The 16669-nt window shown below is 71.7% G+C and carries 15 protein-coding genes; 7 read left to right on the top strand and 8 right to left on the bottom strand.

The annotated features are described in order from the left end of the window. Positions 1–77 precede the first annotated feature (77 nt). The gene (locus Pka01_RS12395; protein ID WP_239114927.1) at positions 78–1010 is read left to right on the top strand and encodes a potassium-transporting ATPase subunit C; all 933 of its coding nucleotides are present in this window, start codon (positions 78–80) and stop codon (positions 1008–1010) included. Positions 1011–1086: 76 nt separating this feature from the next. Here Pka01_RS12395 and Pka01_RS12400 read toward each other — a convergent pair whose 3' ends face one another. Further along, a complete protein-coding gene (locus Pka01_RS12400) occupies positions 1087–1290 on the bottom strand; it encodes a cold-shock protein (protein WP_203882851.1) in 204 nt (67 codons plus the stop codon). Between the two features lie 380 nt (positions 1291–1670). On the opposite strand from Pka01_RS12400, the gene Pka01_RS12405 reads away from it, so the two are divergent. Further along, positions 1671–2453 (top strand): DUF899 domain-containing protein, encoded by a 783-nt coding sequence (locus tag Pka01_RS12405; RefSeq protein WP_203882852.1) that lies wholly within the window; start codon positions 1671–1673, stop codon positions 2451–2453. Positions 2454–2592: 139 nt separating this feature from the next. Here Pka01_RS12405 and Pka01_RS12410 read toward each other — a convergent pair whose 3' ends face one another. Continuing rightward, positions 2593–3753, bottom strand: a complete 1161-nt coding sequence (locus tag Pka01_RS12410) for a serine hydrolase domain-containing protein (RefSeq protein ID WP_203882853.1) — start codon at positions 3751–3753, stop codon at positions 2593–2595. 170 nt (positions 3754–3923) lie between these two features. On the opposite strand from Pka01_RS12410, the gene Pka01_RS12415 reads away from it, so the two are divergent. Together Pka01_RS12415 and Pka01_RS12420 are read left to right on the top strand one after the other, a co-directional pair. Then, positions 3924–4412 carry a hypothetical protein gene (locus Pka01_RS12415; protein WP_203882854.1) on the top strand — a complete coding sequence of 163 codons (489 nt, stop codon included), beginning with the start codon at positions 3924–3926 and terminating at the stop codon, positions 4410–4412. A gap of 172 nt (positions 4413–4584) precedes the next feature. Further along, positions 4585–4983, top strand: coding sequence for a hypothetical protein (locus Pka01_RS12420; protein WP_203882855.1), 399 nt, complete (start codon positions 4585–4587; stop codon positions 4981–4983). A gap of 123 nt (positions 4984–5106) precedes the next feature. On the opposite strand, the gene fusA is transcribed toward Pka01_RS12420, so the two are convergent. Both fusA and Pka01_RS12430 read right to left on the bottom strand, forming a co-directional pair. Continuing rightward, positions 5107–7233, bottom strand: coding sequence for an elongation factor G (fusA, locus tag Pka01_RS12425; protein ID WP_239114928.1), 2127 nt, complete (start codon positions 7231–7233; stop codon positions 5107–5109). Positions 7234–7626: 393 nt separating this feature from the next. Next, positions 7627–8211, bottom strand: a complete 585-nt coding sequence (locus Pka01_RS12430) for a GNAT family N-acetyltransferase (RefSeq protein ID WP_275414448.1) — start codon at positions 8209–8211, stop codon at positions 7627–7629. Between the two features lie 205 nt (positions 8212–8416). Between Pka01_RS12430 and Pka01_RS12435 the strand changes: the two genes are divergently transcribed. Then, positions 8417–10495, top strand: coding sequence for a phosphocholine-specific phospholipase C (locus Pka01_RS12435; protein ID WP_203882857.1), 2079 nt, complete (start codon positions 8417–8419; stop codon positions 10493–10495). A 98-nt stretch (positions 10496–10593) separates the two neighbouring features. Here Pka01_RS12435 and Pka01_RS12440 read toward each other — a convergent pair whose 3' ends face one another. Both Pka01_RS12440 and Pka01_RS12445 read right to left on the bottom strand, forming a co-directional pair. Next, entirely contained in the window at positions 10594–10800 is a 207-nt protein-coding gene (locus tag Pka01_RS12440) for an EF-hand domain-containing protein (RefSeq protein WP_203882858.1), read from the bottom strand. 124 nt (positions 10801–10924) lie between these two features. Next, entirely contained in the window at positions 10925–12196 is a 1272-nt protein-coding gene (locus tag Pka01_RS12445; protein ID WP_203882859.1) for an APC family permease, read from the bottom strand. Positions 12197–12429: 233 nt separating this feature from the next. Here Pka01_RS12445 and Pka01_RS12450 point away from each other — a divergent pair, with 233 nt between their 5' ends. Beyond that, positions 12430–13110, top strand: coding sequence for a pyridoxine/pyridoxamine 5'-phosphate oxidase (locus Pka01_RS12450; protein ID WP_203882860.1), 681 nt, complete (start codon positions 12430–12432; stop codon positions 13108–13110). A 227-nt stretch (positions 13111–13337) separates the two neighbouring features. Further along, positions 13338–15485, top strand: a complete 2148-nt coding sequence (gene helR / locus Pka01_RS12455; RefSeq protein ID WP_203882861.1) for an RNA polymerase recycling motor ATPase HelR — start codon at positions 13338–13340, stop codon at positions 15483–15485. Positions 15486–15508: 23 nt separating this feature from the next. Here helR and Pka01_RS12460 read toward each other — a convergent pair whose 3' ends face one another. Together Pka01_RS12460 and Pka01_RS12465 are read right to left on the bottom strand one after the other, a co-directional pair. Further along, the gene (locus Pka01_RS12460) at positions 15509–16147 is read right to left on the bottom strand and encodes an MBL fold metallo-hydrolase (RefSeq protein ID WP_203882862.1); all 639 of its coding nucleotides are present in this window, start codon (positions 16145–16147) and stop codon (positions 15509–15511) included. Positions 16148–16236: 89 nt separating this feature from the next. Next, the gene (locus Pka01_RS12465; protein WP_239114930.1) at positions 16237–16656 is read right to left on the bottom strand and encodes a YchJ family protein; all 420 of its coding nucleotides are present in this window, start codon (positions 16654–16656) and stop codon (positions 16237–16239) included. Between the last annotated feature and the right edge of the window lie 13 nt (positions 16657–16669).

A 16669-nucleotide genomic window follows, 5' to 3' on the forward strand; every position in this document is an offset into this window, starting at 1 on the left:
GCCGGTTCAGTTCCTTCCGGGGATGTCATGAGGACGCCCCGGGAGATCCCGCAGGACGATGCCGAAGGCGGACGCCGATGGCGCCCATGACCCGCGCGCCCGGCTGGCTGGTGCGACTGCTGGCCGCGGTCCGCGCCCTCCTCGTGATCACGGCGCTGACCGGAGTGATCTATCCGATCGCCGTCTGGAGCGTCGCGCTCCTTCCCGGCCTCCACGACAGGGCCCAAGGCTCAATGGTCACGAGCGGCGGCCGTACCGTCGGCAGCGAGATCATCGGCCAGTCGTTCGCCGGCAGGAGCGGCGACCCGCTCAGGCGGTATTTCCAGAGCCGCCCGTCGAACGCCGGAGCCGGCTATGACCCCACCTCGACCGGAGCCGGCAACCTGGGCCCGGAGGACATCGTCGACACGCTGCCGGAGAACCCGGCGAGGAAGGCCGCGGAGATCGTCGCCCACAGGGCCAGGGACAGTCTGCTCACGCAGGTGTGCGCCCGCAGCAGGGCGGTGGGCGCACTGGAGGGCGTGGACGGCTCCCGGCCGTTCTGCACCCCCGGAGGCGCAGGCGCGGTCCTGTCACTCATCGGACCCCGCGACCGGACCGGGCACGTGACCAGGCCGACGCGCGTGGTCAGCGTGAACGAGCAGTGCGGCGTCGTGGCCAGGCCGTTCATCGCGTCCTACGCCGGCCGCCCGGTGGAATGCGCCCGGCATGGCGGTGACTACCGGACGGGCGAGATCGTGCCGATCCGCGGCGGCGCCCCGGCCACGCCCGTCGTGCCTGCGGACGCGGTGACGGCGAGCGGAAGCGGCCTCGATCCACACATCTCCCCGGCGTACGCGCGACTGCAGGCCCCGCGCGTCGCCAGAGAGCGTGGCATCCCGGAAGCCGAGGTGCTGAAGGCGATCGCCGCCGTCGAGGAGGGCCGGGTGCTGGGCTTCATCGGCACGCCCCGCGTCAACGTCCTGCGGCTCAACATCGAGCTCGACCGGCGGCATCCCATCCGCGGGTGACGTCCCGGCCTGAAACCAGGCGTGAACGCGGAAGGGCCCGCGCCTCAGCGGCGCGGGCCCTTCCGGGACAGGCTTGTCAGGCGGGGACGATGTTCTCCGCCTGCGGGCCCTTCTGGCCCTGGGTGACGTCGAACGACACCTTCTGGCCTTCCTGGAGCTCGCGGTAGCCCGACGAAGCGATGTTCGAGTAGTGAGCGAAGACGTCGGGGCCGCCGCCGTCCTGCTCGATGAAGCCGAAGCCCTTTTCCGAGTTGAACCACTTCACGGTTCCGGTTGCCATGTCTGATCTCCTTCGATGAGGGGGCAGATCCGAAATCCGCACCTTACGGATTCCGCGTCGCCGCAATGAGCCCATCCGGAGATGACCGGCCAAACAGAAGTGCACCCCCGGAGTCCTGCCCCGTAGGTGCACATAGCGTTCTATGGGTACCACAATTGCAACTGGCCATAGCCTAGCAGGCCTCCAGGCCATTGCGACATAGACCCGTTCGATCATTTAGAGCGCCTCTGTGAACCCGCCGGCGACGTGGCCGATTCCCCGGCTCGGCCGAGGGCAGTCCCCCCTGCCGCGATGAGTTCCGGCCGGGTCACGGGTCTTACCGGTGACCGCCGTACGAGCGTCGTACGACGCCGCCGGCACGAGACACCACGGAGGACACCATGACGACCACGCCGAGTGACCCGACCACCGCGCTGCCCGGCCGCCCGCCTATCGTCGACCTGGCCACCTGGCAGGCCGCCCGTGACGATCTTCTGATCCGCGAGAAGGCCCACACCCGCCAGGGCGACGCCCTCGCCGCGGCCCGCCGCCGGCTGCCGATGGTGGAGTTCGACGGGACGGTCGAGATCGTCGGGCCCGACGGCCCGGTCCCGTTCCTGGACCTGTTCCAGGGTCGCGAGGAGCTCGTGGTCTACAAGCACATGTGGCACGACGGCGCGCCGCACCAGGGGCAGTGCGAGGGCTGCACCACCGCGGCCTGGCATCTGAAGGACGCCGTCTACCTCAACGCGCGAGGCGTCTCGTTCGCGATCCTGACCACGGGCCGGTGGGACGAGGTGGCCTCCTTCGTCGAGTTCATGGGTTACACCCAGCCCTGGTACTCGGTGCGCGGGGTGGAGGCACCGGTCGGCGACAGCATGGGTTCCGTCACCTGCTTCCTGCGCGACGGCGACCGCGTGTTCCTCACCTACTCCACGACGGGCCGCGGCAACGAGCCGGTCAACGGGACCTTCGCCCTGCTCGACATGACGCCATACGGCCGCGGCGAGGCGTGGGAGGACAAGCCCGAGGGCCGGCCCGAGGGGGGCCACCCGTGCTGGTACTGGCGCTCTGACGCGGACGGGACCGCCACCTGGGGCCCGACCAGCCGCCCGGTGCCGCAGTGGACCCGCCCCGGCGCGACTCCCGTGGAGACCCTCGGCCGGCACGGCCACCACCACTGACAGGCCTTCGCCGCCGGCGTCGGGCGGCCGGCCACCCTCTGCCCCGCATGAGCAGATGATCATGGTTGCCAAGGGGGACGTCGTCTGCGGCGTCGCGGACGTCGGTCCTGCGACGCGGGCTGGGCTCAGGGTCCGGGGATCAGGTCCTGTCTCCCCAGCCGGCGGCGTACCGCCAGAAGTCGCGCATCAGGGCGGGCGCGGTCGGCCCGCCCGTCTCCTTCTGGCTGAGCAGGATGGCGACCAGGCCGGTGGACGGGGTGACGTGCGCCGCCGTCCCGGTACCGCCGACCCAGCCGTAGCGGCCAGGAGCGTTCCAGGGATCGATGTCCTCGATGTCGACCGATCCGCCGAATCCCCAGCCCTGGCCTTCCAGGAAGAGCACGGCGGCGTCACGCTGGGACGCGGTGAGGTGGTCGGTGGTCATCTGCCGGACCGAGGCGGGTGACAACAATGAGCGCCCGCCGACGGAGCCGCCGGCGAGCAGCATCCGGGCGAAGGAGTGCCAGTCGTCGGCGGTCGAGACCAGCCCGCCCGCGCCGGAGGGGAACAGCGGAGGGCGGCTCCACTGCCCGTCTGGGGCGTCGACCAGCTCGAGACCGCCCGCCGGATCGGTGCGGTAGTAGCCGGTGAACCTGCCGAGCTTGGCGACCGGCACCTCGAACCCGGTGTCGGCCATGCCGAGCGGCTCGAACAGCCGCTCGGCCAGGAACTCGGGCAACGGGCGTCCGGAGACCCGGGCGATCAGCACGCCCTGGATGTCGGAACAGGTGTTGTACAGCCAGGCGTCACCCGGCTGGTGCAGCAGGGGGATGTGGGAGAGCGCCGCCGTCCACTCGTCCGGTGCGGCGACGTGCTGCGGCTGCGGTGGCCCCTGTCCCAGCTCGCTGAACAGCAGCCCGACCGCCGGAAGGGAGAAGTCGGATGGGAAGCCGTACCCGGCTCGGAAGGTGAGCAGGTCGTACACCGTGATCGGCCTGCCCGCCGGTACCACGTCGTCGACGGGCGACTTGGGCGTGCGGACGACGACGGGTGCGGCCAGTTCCGGCAGCCACCGCCCGACCGGGTCGTCCAGCGCGATTCCGCCGTCCTCGACCAGCATCATGACCGCGGCGGCGATGATCGGTTTGGTGATCGAGGCGACGCGGAAGATCGAATCCCTGGCCATCGGGGCGCCGCCGCCGGCGTCGGCGGAGCCGACGGCCGCCACCTCGACCCGGTCGCCGCGGGCCACCAGGCCCACCGCTCCCGGCGCCGATCCTTCGCCGACGTGTCGCCTCAGGACGTCGTGCAGGCCGCTCATCGCTTCACCTTTCGCGTACGCGGTCGAAGGTGGGACTCCCCCGACACGCTAGCCGTAGGTCGCGGGAGCCCGCCCGCCGAACTCTTCGGAGAGGTACCGGGAGAGCCGGTTGGCGCACCTGCCAAGTGACCCGTGGCGAACCTTTCCGTACCGATGGTCGTCTCAATTACGTGGGCGCCTGGTTTCCTGCCGGGTATTTCCGGCGCCATGTCCTGCTCCTGCTGGGCATCGCAATCGTGTCACTCGCGTTCGCGACCTGGTCCTACGCCGACGCCACAGCGTTCGCCCGCCGCGCCCTGATCACGACGGCGACGATAGAAGAGGTGCTGCGCAGGCCTGCCTACGGCGTCGACGGGCTGACGGGCACGGCGATCTCCGCCCGGGTCCGCTACACGGCGGGCGGCGAAGAGATCGTCAAGGTGATCCCGCTGAGCCATTGCGACGGAGCCGGGCAGGTGTGCTTCCTGGACAAGCCAGGAGACATGATCCGGCTGGCCTACGATCCGGGCGACGTCGGCCGCACCGCGCTCGCCCCGCGAGGCGAGCCGCCCGCGTGGCCGTGGCCCGGCCTCCGGACCGGGATCGGGCTCCTCGTCGGTGTCGTCTGCCTGGTCGCCGCCGTGATCAACGTCGTGACGATGAGGCCGATCCGGCGCTGACGCCGGCCCGCCCGGCCTGCCCGCCCGGCCTGCCCGCCCGATTCCTGCGAGGCGGGATTCCGCGATCTCATGGCGACGAGAAGCACCAGCGGCGATCATGCTGGAGTTACAACTCGACGCCGGTCACTGGAGGATGTCGGTGCGACTCCCGCGCTCCCTTTCGGGATGGACCATGGCGGTGTTCGGCGCCATGGCCTTCGTGCTCGGCCTGGTCGGGCTGGTGGCGCCCGACGCGCAACTGGCCATGCTCGACTTCGTGGCCGTCGACCCGGGGCAGCGCGCCTCGGGCGACTACACGAGGGTCTTCATGACCGCCTCGTCGATGGCGTCGGTGAACATGGGCGTCTACTACGTCCTGGCCGCGGCCGTCGACTTCCGGGCGTTCTTCTTCTGGACCGTCCCCTTCCGGCTGGTCACCTTCACGGTCTTCACCACGCTCGTGCTGACGGACGTGGCGCCGGGCAGCTTCATCGGCGTGGGGCTCTGGGAGGGCGTGGGCGCGCTGGTCACCGGCGCGGCCCTGTGGCGGGAACGCCGGGCCAGGGCCGCCGGCGACGCGGCCCTCGCCTGACCGCCGGCACTCGCTGACCGCCCACGCTCGCTCACCGCGGGCGCTCTGACCCCGGGCGCTCTGACCCCGGGCGCTCTGACGGCGGAGCGGTCCCGCCCGCGAATGGGCGGGACCGCCGTCGTGCTACCGCCGCGCCGTCCCTTCGGACACGGCGCCGGGCGCCAGGGCGTACCCGGCGGGCCGGCTGGTGAAGGTTCCCCTGCCGTGGGTCCTGCTGCGCAACCGGGTCGCGTAGCCGAACAGCTCGGCGAGCGGGACGGTCGCGGTGATCACCACCGTGCCCGCCCGCACGACCGAGCCCGAGACGTGCCCGCGCCGCGCCGACAGATCGCCGAGCACCGCGCCGACGGCGTCGTCGGGCACGGTGACCGTGACCTCGGCCACCGGCTCGAGCAGCGCCATCGTGGCGGCGCGCAGCGCCTCCCTCAGCGCGAGCCGGCCTGCCGTCCGGAACGCCGTCTCCGAGGAGTCCTTGGGATGGGTGGCTCCGTCGGTCAGCGTGACCAGCAGACCCGTCACCGGGTGCCCGCCGAGAGGCCCGTCGGCCAGGGCGTCCCGGCATCCGGCCTCCACCGCCCGGACGTACTCCCTCGGCACCCTTCCGCCGGCGACGGCAGAGCGGAACACGAACTCCGCCGCCCCTTCGCCGCGGACCGCGTCCGGTGCGCCGTCCAGCGGCGCCACGTCGAGGACCACGTGGGCGAACTGGCCGGCCCCGCCGTCCTGCTTGACGTGCCGGTAGAGCAGGCCGGACACCCCGCGGACGACCGTCTCCCGGTAGGCCGCGCGCGGCCGGCCGACGGCGACGTCGAGTCCGCCGGCGCGGCGGATCTTCTCCACCGCGACCTCGAGGTGCAGCTCACCCATCCCCGACAGCACCGTCTGACCGGTCTCGGGGTCGGTCCGCACCGCGAGCGAGGGATCCTCCTCCACCAGCCGGGCCAGCGCCGACGCCAACCGGTCGGCGTCGGTGCTCCTGCGGGCCCCGACCGCCACCGACACCACCGGGTCGGCCGCGGCCGGAGGCTCGAAGACCAACGGCGCCGAGGGGGCGCACAGAGTGGCACCGGTGCGGGCGGCCTTGAGCCCGACGACCGCGACGATGTCGCCCGCCACCGCCCGGTCCACCTCCGTGTGCCGGTCGGCCTGCACCCGCAGGATCCGGCCGATCCGCTCGGCACGCCGCGCGCCGCCGTCCAGCACCGTGTCTCCTCTCTCGACCGTGCCCGAATACACGCGCAGGTAGGTCAGCCGCCCGGTGGCGCTCGAACTCACCTTGAAGACCAGCGCGGCGAACGGCGCCGCCGGGTCGGCGACCCGCTCCCGCACCACGCCGTCATGGACGCCGCGTACGGCCGGCACGTCCAGCGGCGAGGGCAGATAGGCGACGACGGCGTCCAGCAGCGGCTCGATCCCGCGGTCGCGGTAGGCGGAGCCGCACAGCACCACCAGACCCTCGCCGCTGAGGGTCAGGTCGCGCAGGGCGCCGGCGAGGGTCCGCGCGGACATCGCCTCTCCCGCGCAGAACTCCTCGAGCGCGGCCGGATGGAGCTCGGCCACCGCCTCCTCGAGCAGCCGCCGGCGCCGGTGCGCCTCGTCCCACAGGACGTCGGGCACCGGCCCCTCGGCGACCGTGTCGTCGCCGTCCGCCCAGACCAGCGACCGCATGCGCAGGAGGTCCACCACGCCGGTGAATCCCCGCTCCCGCCCGATGGGCAGCTGGACGACCAGCGGGACCGCCCCCAGCCGCTCGCGGATCGACTCGACCGCCGCGTCGAGGTCGGCGCCGGAGCGGTCCAGCTTGTTGACGAAGGCGATCCTCGGCACGCCGTACCTGTCGGCCTGCCGCCACACCGATTCGCTCTGCGGTTCGACTCCCGCGACGGCGTCGAAGACGGCGACGGCGCCGTCGAGCACCCGCAGCGAGCGCTCCACCTCGTCGGAGAAGTCCACATGGCCCGGGGTGTCGATCAGGTTGATCCGATGGCCGTCCCACGCGCAGCTCACGGCCGCGGCGAAGATGGTGATGCCGCGATCGCGCTCCTGGGAGTCGAAGTCGGTGACGGTCGTCCCGTCGTGGACCTCGCCGCGCCTGTAGGTGGCGCCCGTCACGTACAGCATGCGTTCGGTGACGGTGGTCTTGCCCGCGTCGACGTGGGCGAGGATGCCCAGGTTGCGGACGCCGCTCAGCGGGTCAGTGAAATGGTCGGCGTGATGGTCGGGGAGATGGCGGTGCAGGTCGGTGCGCACGGTCCGTGGCCCTTCGGGGATATCCGAACAGGACAGCGCAATTCCTGACAAAACGCCCACACTTCGGCCGTGCTGTCACCACCCTGGTGGCACGCGCCGGGACACGCCCGGTCGACTGCCGGGCGGACGGGGTCAGGCGTTCGTCATGAACGGCCGATGCCGGCCGCGCGGCCGGCGTCGGTCAGCGACGAAGACACCAGAATCACCTCATAACGGGACGAGGGAACGACGACGACGATGCGGTGACGCATGGCCGGCCCCCCTCCGTCGTCAAGGTGCGCGCTGCACAATCGGCAACGCGTGATTCGTGGCGAATGTACCGAAACGAGGGTGGCTGAGAAACCGATTTATCTCCGCGGTGAGCCCGCCCGGGCGGGCTCGCCGGCCGATCCGTCAGCGGACGGGCAGCGTCGGATGCGGATCACCCGCGAAACCTTCGATCATGGACGTGGTGATGGCCCAGCGTTCGTGATCCCGCCACGCGCCGTCGATGAACAGCAACTCGGGCGAGTTCCCCTCGTATCGGAACCCGAGGCGTTGCACGAGCTTCAGGGAGGCGTGGTTGCCGGGCTGGATCTGGGCTTCCAGCCGGTGCAGCCGCAACTCCTCGAACGCGTGGCGCAGCACGAGACCGAGGCCTTCCGACATGTATCCCTGACCTGCGGACGGGGCGAACGCCGCGTAGCCGATCGAGGCCGACTGGAAGCGTCCGCGGATGATGCTGTTGACGGCCACATAGCCGACGATGGCGCCGGTGTCCCGTCTGCAGACGAACAGGCCCTCCGCCGACTGACCATCGAACCGGCCGAGATGGTCCTGGAAGTCCTCCGGCGTGACCGGCAGGGACATCCACGGCTGGTGCAGGTCGGCGCTGGCGCGGACCAGCTCGATGAACTCCTCCTGGTCGTGGGTGGCCATCTGCCGCAGGGTCACGCGGGAGGAGTCGCCCGATTGCCCAGTAAGGAAGCCGTCTGTCACCGTCGCCGTCCGTTCTGTCGTCGTGTCGTACGGCGTCCAAGTGTGGCACCGGCACCTGTGCATGATCAGCCCGGGCCGCCGGCGAAGCCGTTCAGACGGCCTTCCGAATGATGTTCCGTTCTGGTCCCGAGGCGTTCGTCATCGCCTGATGACCATTGGTGCGGCCGGCTGTCAACGCTGAACCCCCTCACAGGAGAGGCCTGCTATGACCGGAATTGGTCGTCGTCGCTTCCTCCAGCTCGCGGGCGGCACCGCCGCCTTCTCGCTGCTCCCCCAGACCATCGCCCGTGCCGCCGCCGTCGCCCCCGCCGTACGAACCGGCACCCTGCAGGACGTCGAGCACATCGTCGTCCTGATGCAGGAGAACCGCTCCTTCGACCACTACTTCGGCACGCTCCGCGGCGTACGCGGCTTCGGCGACCCGCGCCCGGTCGTGCTGCCCAGCGGCAAGCCGGTCTGGTACCAGTCCAACGGCACGAAGGACGTGCTGCCGTTCCATCCCACCGCCTCCAACCTGGGCATGCAGTTCCTGCAGGACCTCAACCACGACTGGAACGGCGGCCACAAGGCCTGGAACCAGGGCAGGTACGACCAGTGGATCCCCGCGAAGACGGCCACGACCATGGCCTATCTCACGCGGGCCGACATCCCCTTCCACTACGCGCTGGCCGACGCCTTCACGATCTGCGACGCCTACCACTGCTCGTTCATCGGGGCCACCGACCCCAACCGCTACTACATGTGGACCGGGCACACCGGCAACGACGGCACCGGCGGAGGCCCGGTGCTCGGCAACGACGAGGCCGGCTACGGCTGGACGACCTACCCCGAACGGCTCGAGCAGGCCGGGGTCTCCTGGAAGATCTACCAGGACGTCGGCGACGGGCTGAACGCCGCCGGATCCTGGGGATGGGCCGGCGATCCCTACATCGGCAACTACGGCGACAACTCGCTGCTGTACTTCACCAGGTACCGCAACGCCCAGCCGGGCAGCCCGCTCTACGACAAGGCCCGGACCGGTACGAACATCAAGGCGGGCGGCGGGCTGTTCGACGTCCTCAAGGCCGACGTCCTCGGCGGCAGGCTCCCGCAGGTGTCCTGGATCGCCGCGCCCGAGGCCTACACCGAGCACCCGAACTGGCCGGTGAACTACGGCGCCTGGTACATCGCCGGCGTGCTGGCCGCGCTGACGGCCGATCCCGACGTGTGGAGCAAGACCGCCCTGTTCATCACCTACGACGAGAACGACGGCTTCTTCGACCACGTCGTGCCGCCGTACGCTCCGGGCTCCGCCGCCCAGGGCCGGTCGACCGCGGACGTCAGCAAGGAGATCTACACGAATGCGGGCAGTTATGTGGCCGGGCCGTACGGCCTCGGCCAGCGCGTTCCGATGATCGTCGTGTCGCCGTGGAGCAAGGGCGGCTGGGTCTGCTCCCAGACCTTCGACCACACCTCGATCATCCAGTTCGTCGAGAAGCGGTTCGGCGTGCACGAGCCGAACATCTCACCCTGGCGGCGCGCCGTCTGCGGCGACCTCACGAGTGCCTTCGACTTCGCGCAGACGGACACCACCCAGACGTCGCTGCCCGACACCTCCGGCTACGCTCCCCCGGACCGTAAGCGGCACGCCGACTACGTCCCCACACCGCCCGCCACTCCCGTCCTGCCGAAGCAGGAGGCCGGGCTGCGCCACACGCGGCCCCTGCCGTACGACCTGAGGGCCGACGGCAGGACCGACGCCGCCGGCGGGACGTTCGCGGTCGACTTCGCCAGCCGGGGCGCGGCGGGCGCGACGCTCTACGTGACCTCCGCCAACGGACTGGGCGGACCCTGGACGTACACGGTGGAGGCGGGCAAGACCCTGACGGGCTCCTGGACTCCGCCCAAGAAGAACCAGGGCGCCTACGACCTGTCGGTGTACGGGCCCAACGGCTTCCTGCGCACCTTCACCGGGCGCGTCCCGGCGAAGGGAACCAGCCCGGCGGCCCCCGAAGTCGCCGTCGACCACGACGCCGCCCTCGGGAACGTCACGCTGACCCTCACCAACCGCGGGGGCGCGTCCTGCCGGGTCACCGTCACCGACGCGTACGGCAACGCCTCCCCGGCGACGTACCAGGTGCCGGCCGACGGCACCGTGGTCCACACCGCCGTGTTGAGCGGCAGCTACAGCTGGTACGACCTCAAGGTCACCTCCGACGCCGACGCCGCGTTCGTCCGCCGGGTCGCCGGGCACGTGGAGACCGGCAGGCCCGGCATGAGCGACCCCAAGACGAGCACCGTCTGATCGTTGCCTTCCTGGCGGATGCCCACGGGTGACACCCGCGGGCATCCGTCACCGGATGCCGGGCCGGCGGGCGCAGGCCGCCCGCCGTTCGGCGGCCGTCAGGCGTTCCACGCCTCCGTGAACTCCGCCAGGTTGATGCGCCCGTCCTGGTCGTCGTCGGTGTGCGCGAAGATCGACTCGAGGTCGTCGCCGCTGACCTCCTCGCGACGGGCGTTCATCGCGAGCTTGAACTCCTCCGCGGTGATGTATCCGTCGTCGTCGCCGTCGAATTCCTCGAACGTCCGTGTGGCCTCGTCGTCGGCCATATTTCACCCCTCCTGATGACGTCGTTGATCTCAGGACAGCATGAAAGCAGACATGTACGACTCTTGTGGGACAACACCTGAGTTGAAGGGGAATCGGCGGGTCTTCGTGACACGACTGTCCTGATCACGCCCGGCGCTTGGCGACCGCTCGGCGCACGCCGTACGCCGCGGCGCCCACGGCCAGGACAGCGGCCCCGGCCACCACCGAGGAGAGCGGCAGGGCGAAGGCCAGCACGAGGCAGCCCACGCCACCGAGCACGGGCACGATCCGGGGCGGCCGGCCCTCCGCCGGGGCGAGGGTCCACGCGGCGGCGTTGGCGACGGCGTAGTAGACCAGCACACCGAACGAGGAGAAGCCGATCGCGCCGCGCAGGTCCACCGTCGCCGCCAGCACGGCGACGACGCCGCCGACGGCGAGTCCGGCGCGGTGCGGCACCTTGAACCGCGGATGGACGGCGGCCAGGGCTCCCGGCAGGTGACGGTCGCGAGCCATGGCCAGCGTCGTGCGCGAGACGCCGAGGATGAGCGCCAGCAGTGACCCGAGCGCCGCCACCGCCGCGCCGAAACGCACCACCGGCCCCAGGCCGGGCAGCCCGGCGGCGTCGACCGCGTCGGCGAGCGGCGCGGCCGCCCCGCTCAGCCCGGCCTCGCCGAGCACGGCCAGCGCCGCGACCGCGACCGCCGCGTAGACGGCCAGCGTGACGCCCAGGGCGAGCGGAACGGCCAGCGGAATGGTGCGGGCCGGGTCGCGGACCTCCTCACCGAGTGTGGCGATGCGGGCGTATCCGGCGAAGGCGAAGAACAGCAGGCCCGCCGCCTGCAGCACGCCGCCGACCCCGGCGTCCGAGCCGACCGCCAGGCGCGCGGTGTCCGCCTCGCCGGATGTGAGACAGGCGGCCACCACCGCGACGAGGACGGCCAGCACCACGGCGACGATCACCCGGGTCAGCCAGGCGGACTTCTGCACCCCGGCGTAGTCGACCGCGGTCAGCGCCACCACCGCCGCGACCGCGACCGCGTGGGCCTGGCCCGGCCACACGTACGAACCGACGGTGAGCGCCATGGCGGCGCAGGATGCGGTCTTCCCCACCACGAAGGCCCACCCGGCGAGGTAGCCCCAGAAGTCGCCGAGCCGTTCGCGTCCGTAGACGTACGTGCCGCCTGACGCGGGATGGCGGGCGGCCAGCCGGGCGGAGGAGGTCGCGTTGCAGTAGGCGACCACGGCAGCGAGCGCGAGGCCGAGCAGCAGCCCGGAGCCGGCCACGTGCGCCGCCGGCCCGAGTGCGGCGAAGATCCCGGCGCCGATCATCGCGCCCAGGCCGATCACCACGGCGTCGGTCAGGCCCAGGCGACGTTCCAGCCGCGGCTGCCCGGCTCCGGTCGGGGTCCCGGCCATGTGGCAGGCCCTCCGTTCGTACGAGGTCTTCGACAGTCGGCGACGATACCCAGACCACCGACCACGGGAACCGGTCACCCCCGCCCGTGGGAGGACACGCACGGGGGCGAGAATCAGCGCAGGCGTCCGCCGGCCCGGTCGCGACGGCAGCGCCGCCGCGGACACGGCCGCGGCGGACGCCACGGACGAAGACAGACCGCGCGCGGTCGCGACGGTCAGAAAGGGGCCACCCCATGCCTCAGGAGAGCCCGGCGGAGCCGGGCGGCGTCAGGCGCCTGTTGCGTTCGCTGCCGGTCTTCGCCTTCGACCTGCCGGATTTCCGTCCCGGGACCGCGCCGGATGAACCCGTCTCGCTGTTCGTCGAGTGGCTGATGTCGGCGATAGAGGGCGGGGTCTTCGAGCCGCACGCGATGACGCTGTCCACGGCCGACGAGGGCGGACGGCCGTCGGCGCGCGTGCTGATCTGCAAGGACGTCGACGACGAAGGGAACTGGTACTTCGCGTCCAGCGCGGCCGGGAGGAAGGGGCACGAACTGGAGGCCAACCCGCATGCGGCGCTGACCTTCTACTGGCCGCAGCAGGGCCGCCAGATCCGCGTCCGAGGACCCGTCACCACGGCCGGCGCCGAACGAAGCGCGGCCGACTTCCTGGCGCGCTCCCCCGGCGCACGGGCCGAAGCGCTCAGCAGCCGCCAGTCGCAGGTCCTCGACGACCCCGCCGAGGCGGAGGCCGCGCTGAGGACGGCTCTGGACAGGATCAACGCCGAACCTGACCTGGTCGCCGCCGACTGGACGCTCTACGCCCTGGCCGCGTCGGAGGTGGAGTTCTGGCAGGCCGACGCACAACGCCGTCACACCCGCCTGCGATATGAGCGAACCGGCGGAGACTGGATTCGTCACCTGCTCTGGCCGTAGGCACCCGGCATCAGGGACGACGCTCTCGCGGGGCGGGGAGGGAAAGAGGAGGATCCACTCCTTTCCACTCCCAACGTATAGCGCGCCCGGGGGCTTGCGGCAAGACCCCGGTCGTGCCGCACAATCGTCGGCCGAGGTCACAACCTGCGGAAACCGGGGGATGCGAAATGGGTGTGTTGTCGTCGACGCATGGGTCGGGCGGGGACGGTCAGACCGGAGCCGATGGCGTGGGCCCTCTGTTCACCAGCGCTTTCGACCTTCCCGACCGCCTGTCGGCCAAGGCCGACCCGAAGCTGATCGCAGGCGACGAGCGGCACTTCGCGGCCATCGCCGAGAGCCTCGAGCGGTCGATCGCCGAGCTGTCCGACCGCCTCGACGCCGAGCGCAGGGCGCCGGGCGGCCAGGGCCGGCAGGCGTTGGACCGGGATCTGGAGGTCCACCGGCTGACCGCCCGCCTGCGCGCGCTGCGCCGTTTCGGGCTGGACCTGTGCCTCGGGCACATGGTCGGCGCGGACGACCCGGAGCCCCTGTACATCGGAAGGCTCGGCCTCACGGACAGCGCGGGCCGCCGGCCGCTGCTCGACTGGCGCTCCCCCGCGGCCGAGCCGTTCTTCGGGGCCACCCACGCCAACCCGATGGGACTGGCGAGCCGCCGCAGGTATCGCTGGACCCGCGGCCGGATCAGCGACTACTGGGACGAGGTGTTCACCTCGGACGGGTTCGAAGGGCACGCCGCGCTCGACGACCAGTCGGCGTTCATCGCCAGCCTGGGCGGCGACCGGTCGCCCCGGATGCGAGACGTGCTGGGCACCATCCAGGCCGACCAGGACGCCATCATCCGCGCGGGATCCCGCGGCGCTCTCGTCGTCGACGGCGGGCCGGGGACGGGGAAGACCGTCGTCGCTCTGCACCGCGCCGCCTATCTCCTCTACTCCGACCCCCGCCTCGGTCACCACAGGGGCGGCGTGCTGTTCGTCGGCCCGCACCAGCCCTACCTGGCCTACGTCGCCGACGTCCTCCCCAGCCTCGGAGAGGAGGGCGTGCAGACCTGCACCCTGCGGGACCTCGTCGCCGAGGGGGCAGCGGCGGCGGTCGAGACCGACCCGGACGTGGCGCGCCTCAAGTCGGCCGCGGACATGGTGAAGGCGATCGAGCCTGCCGTCAGGTTCTACGAGAACCCGCCCGCCAAGGGGATGACGGTCACGACCCACTGGTCCGACGTCTGGCTGAGCCCCGAGGACTGGGCCGAGGCGTTCGAGGCGCCGGAACCCGGCACTCCGCACAACGAGGCGCGCGACCAGATCTGGGAGGAACTGCTCACGATCCTGGCGGACAGGCACGACGCAGACGTCTCGGCCGAACTGCTGCGCAGGTCGCTGCTCCAGGACAGGGAGCTCCTCACGACCTTCAACCGCGCGTGGCCGCTGATAGAGGCGGCCGACCTCGTCGGGGACCTGTGGTCGGTGCCCGCCTACCTGCGGCTGTGCGCCCCCTGGCTCAGTCCCGACGAGGTCCGGAGGCTGCAGCGCGCGGACGCCCAGGCCTGGACGGTGTCCGACCTGCCGCTCCTGGACGCGGCACGGCAGCGGCTCGGCGATCCTGAGGCGTCACGGCGCACGCGCAGGCGGGAGGCCGCTCTCGCCGCCCAGCGCGAGCGCATGGCCCAGGTCGTCGACGACCTGATCGAGGCCGATGACGACGGCGAAGGCCTCGTGACGCAGCTGCGCCGGGAGGACCTCCAGCGGAACCTGGTCGACGAGTCCGAACTGCCCACCCTGGACCCGGACCTGCTCGCCGGCCCGTTCGCGCACGTCGTCGTGGACGAGGCGCAGGAACTCACCGACGCGCAGTGGCAGATGTTGCTGGCCCGCTGCCCGTCCAGGAGCTTCACCGTCGTCGGGGACCGCGCCCAGGCCAGGCACGGGTTCACGGAGTCGTGGCAGGAGCGGCTCGAGCGGGTCGGGCTCGACCGGATCGACCTGGCCACCCTGAGCGTCAACTACCGGACGCCGAAGGAAATCATGGCGGAGGCCGAGCCGGTCATCCGGGCCGTGCTCCCGGACGCCAACGTGCCGACCTCCATCCGCGGCGGCGGCCTCCCCGTCGTCCACGGATCCGCTTCGGATCTGGGCTCGATCCTCGGCGCCTGGCAGGCCGCGCATGCCGAGGGGATCGCCTGCGTGATCGGCGATCCCGCGTTCCAGACGACGTCCCGCGTCCGGTCGCTGACCCCGGAGCTGGCGAAGGGGCTCGAGTTCGACCTGGTCGTCCTCATCGATCCGCAGGCGTTCGGCGAGGGAGTCGAGGGAGCGGTCGACCGCTACGTCGCCATGACCCGGGCGACCCGGCAGCTCGTCGTCCTCACGACCTCGTGACGCCGGCCGGACGGCGGGCCGGCTCAGTGGCCGCGCGCGATCCACTCCTCCAGGTGGGGAGCCTCGGCGGCGATGGTGGTCGACTCGCCGTGACCGGTGCGCACGCGCGTGTGCGGCGGAAGGGCCAGGAGGCGGTCACGGATCGAGTCGATGATCGTGGGGAAGTCGGAGAACGACCTGCCGGTGGCGCCCGGTCCCCCGTGGAACAGGGTGTCTCCGGTGAACACGGTGCCGTGCTCGTCGAGGTCGGGCGCGTGCAGGCAGACGGCGCCGGGAGCGTGGCCGGGGGTGTGCAGCACGGTGAGGCCGACGCCCGCCACCGACAGCACCTGCCCGTCGGCCAGGTCGGCGTCGGGCAGCCGGTCCGCGTGGGTCTGCTTCCACAACGGCAGGTCGCCCGGGTGCAGGAGGATGGGGGCGCCCGTGCGGGCGGCCAGCGCCGGAGCGGCGTCGATGTGGTCGTTGTGCGCGTGCGTGCACACGATCGCGCGGAGGGTCCGCCCGCCGAGCGCCTCGGCGATGGCGTCCGCGTCGTGTGCGGCGTCGATCACGATCGCCTCGGTGTCGTCTCCGACGATCCAGACGTTGTTCTCGACGTCCCAGACGCCTCCGTCGAGCGAAAAGACGCCCGCGGTGACCAGGTGCTCGATACGGGCCGCCATCGCTGTTCTCCTCGTGCTGCGGGTGCGCTGCGTACGGCTCCTGATCATATGAGCCCGGGCCCCGGCGCCGGGCCGGCGGCTCCCCCGGCTCAGGCCGTGACGACGGCGTCGAGGTAGACCCAGGCGCCCTCGTGCCGGGTGAACCTGCTCTGCTCGCGCTGCTCACCGGGCTGCCCGCGATGGGTGTAGGCGGCGCGGAAGGTGACGGTGCCCGTGGTGTGGAAGGGGCTTCCCCCGGAGACCTCCTCGATCTCGAGCCCGGTCCACCGAAGGCCCCGCTCGAAGTCGACGCGCGCCGGCCTGGTGCTGGGATGCCACGTGCGCAGCAGGTAGGCCTCGTCCTCGACCGCGAAGGCGGCGTAGCGCGAGCGCATGAGCGCCTCCGCCGACGGCGCGGCCTGACCGGCGTGGAACCGGCCACAACACTCGTCGTAGGCGGCGGGCAGGCCGCAGGGACAGGGCGCGGCGGCGCGGGCGGGCCGGCGACCGGGACGCGATGTGCCGTTCACCCCGCGAGGTTAT

The sequence above is a fragment of the Planotetraspora kaengkrachanensis genome (genome assembly GCF_016862895.1).
Classification (GTDB): Bacteria; Actinomycetota; Actinomycetes; order Streptosporangiales; family Streptosporangiaceae; genus Planotetraspora; species Planotetraspora kaengkrachanensis.

Coding starts and splice junctions, on each gene's coding strand:
- Pka01_RS12395 (WP_239114927.1), top strand. CDS start 78: ATGGCGCCCATGACCCGCGCGCCCGGCTGGCTGGTGCGACTGCTGGCC.
- Pka01_RS12435 (WP_203882857.1), top strand. CDS start 8,417: ATGACCGGAATTGGTCGTCGTCGCTTCCTCCAGCTCGCGGGCGGCACC.
- Pka01_RS12460 (WP_203882862.1), bottom strand. CDS start 16,147: ATGGCGGCCCGTATCGAGCACCTGGTCACCGCGGGCGTCTTTTCGCTC.
- Pka01_RS12420 (WP_203882855.1), top strand. CDS start 4,585: ATGGCGGTGTTCGGCGCCATGGCCTTCGTGCTCGGCCTGGTCGGGCTG.
- Pka01_RS12445 (WP_203882859.1), bottom strand. CDS start 12,196: ATGGCCGGGACCCCGACCGGAGCCGGGCAGCCGCGGCTGGAACGTCGC.
- Pka01_RS12400 (WP_203882851.1), bottom strand. CDS start 1,290: ATGGCAACCGGAACCGTGAAGTGGTTCAACTCGGAAAAGGGCTTCGGC.
- Pka01_RS12410 (WP_203882853.1), bottom strand. CDS start 3,753: ATGAGCGGCCTGCACGACGTCCTGAGGCGACACGTCGGCGAAGGATCG.
- Pka01_RS12440 (WP_203882858.1), bottom strand. CDS start 10,800: ATGGCCGACGACGAGGCCACACGGACGTTCGAGGAATTCGACGGCGAC.
- Pka01_RS12450 (WP_203882860.1), top strand. CDS start 12,430: ATGCCTCAGGAGAGCCCGGCGGAGCCGGGCGGCGTCAGGCGCCTGTTG.
- Pka01_RS12405 (WP_203882852.1), top strand. CDS start 1,671: ATGACGACCACGCCGAGTGACCCGACCACCGCGCTGCCCGGCCGCCCG.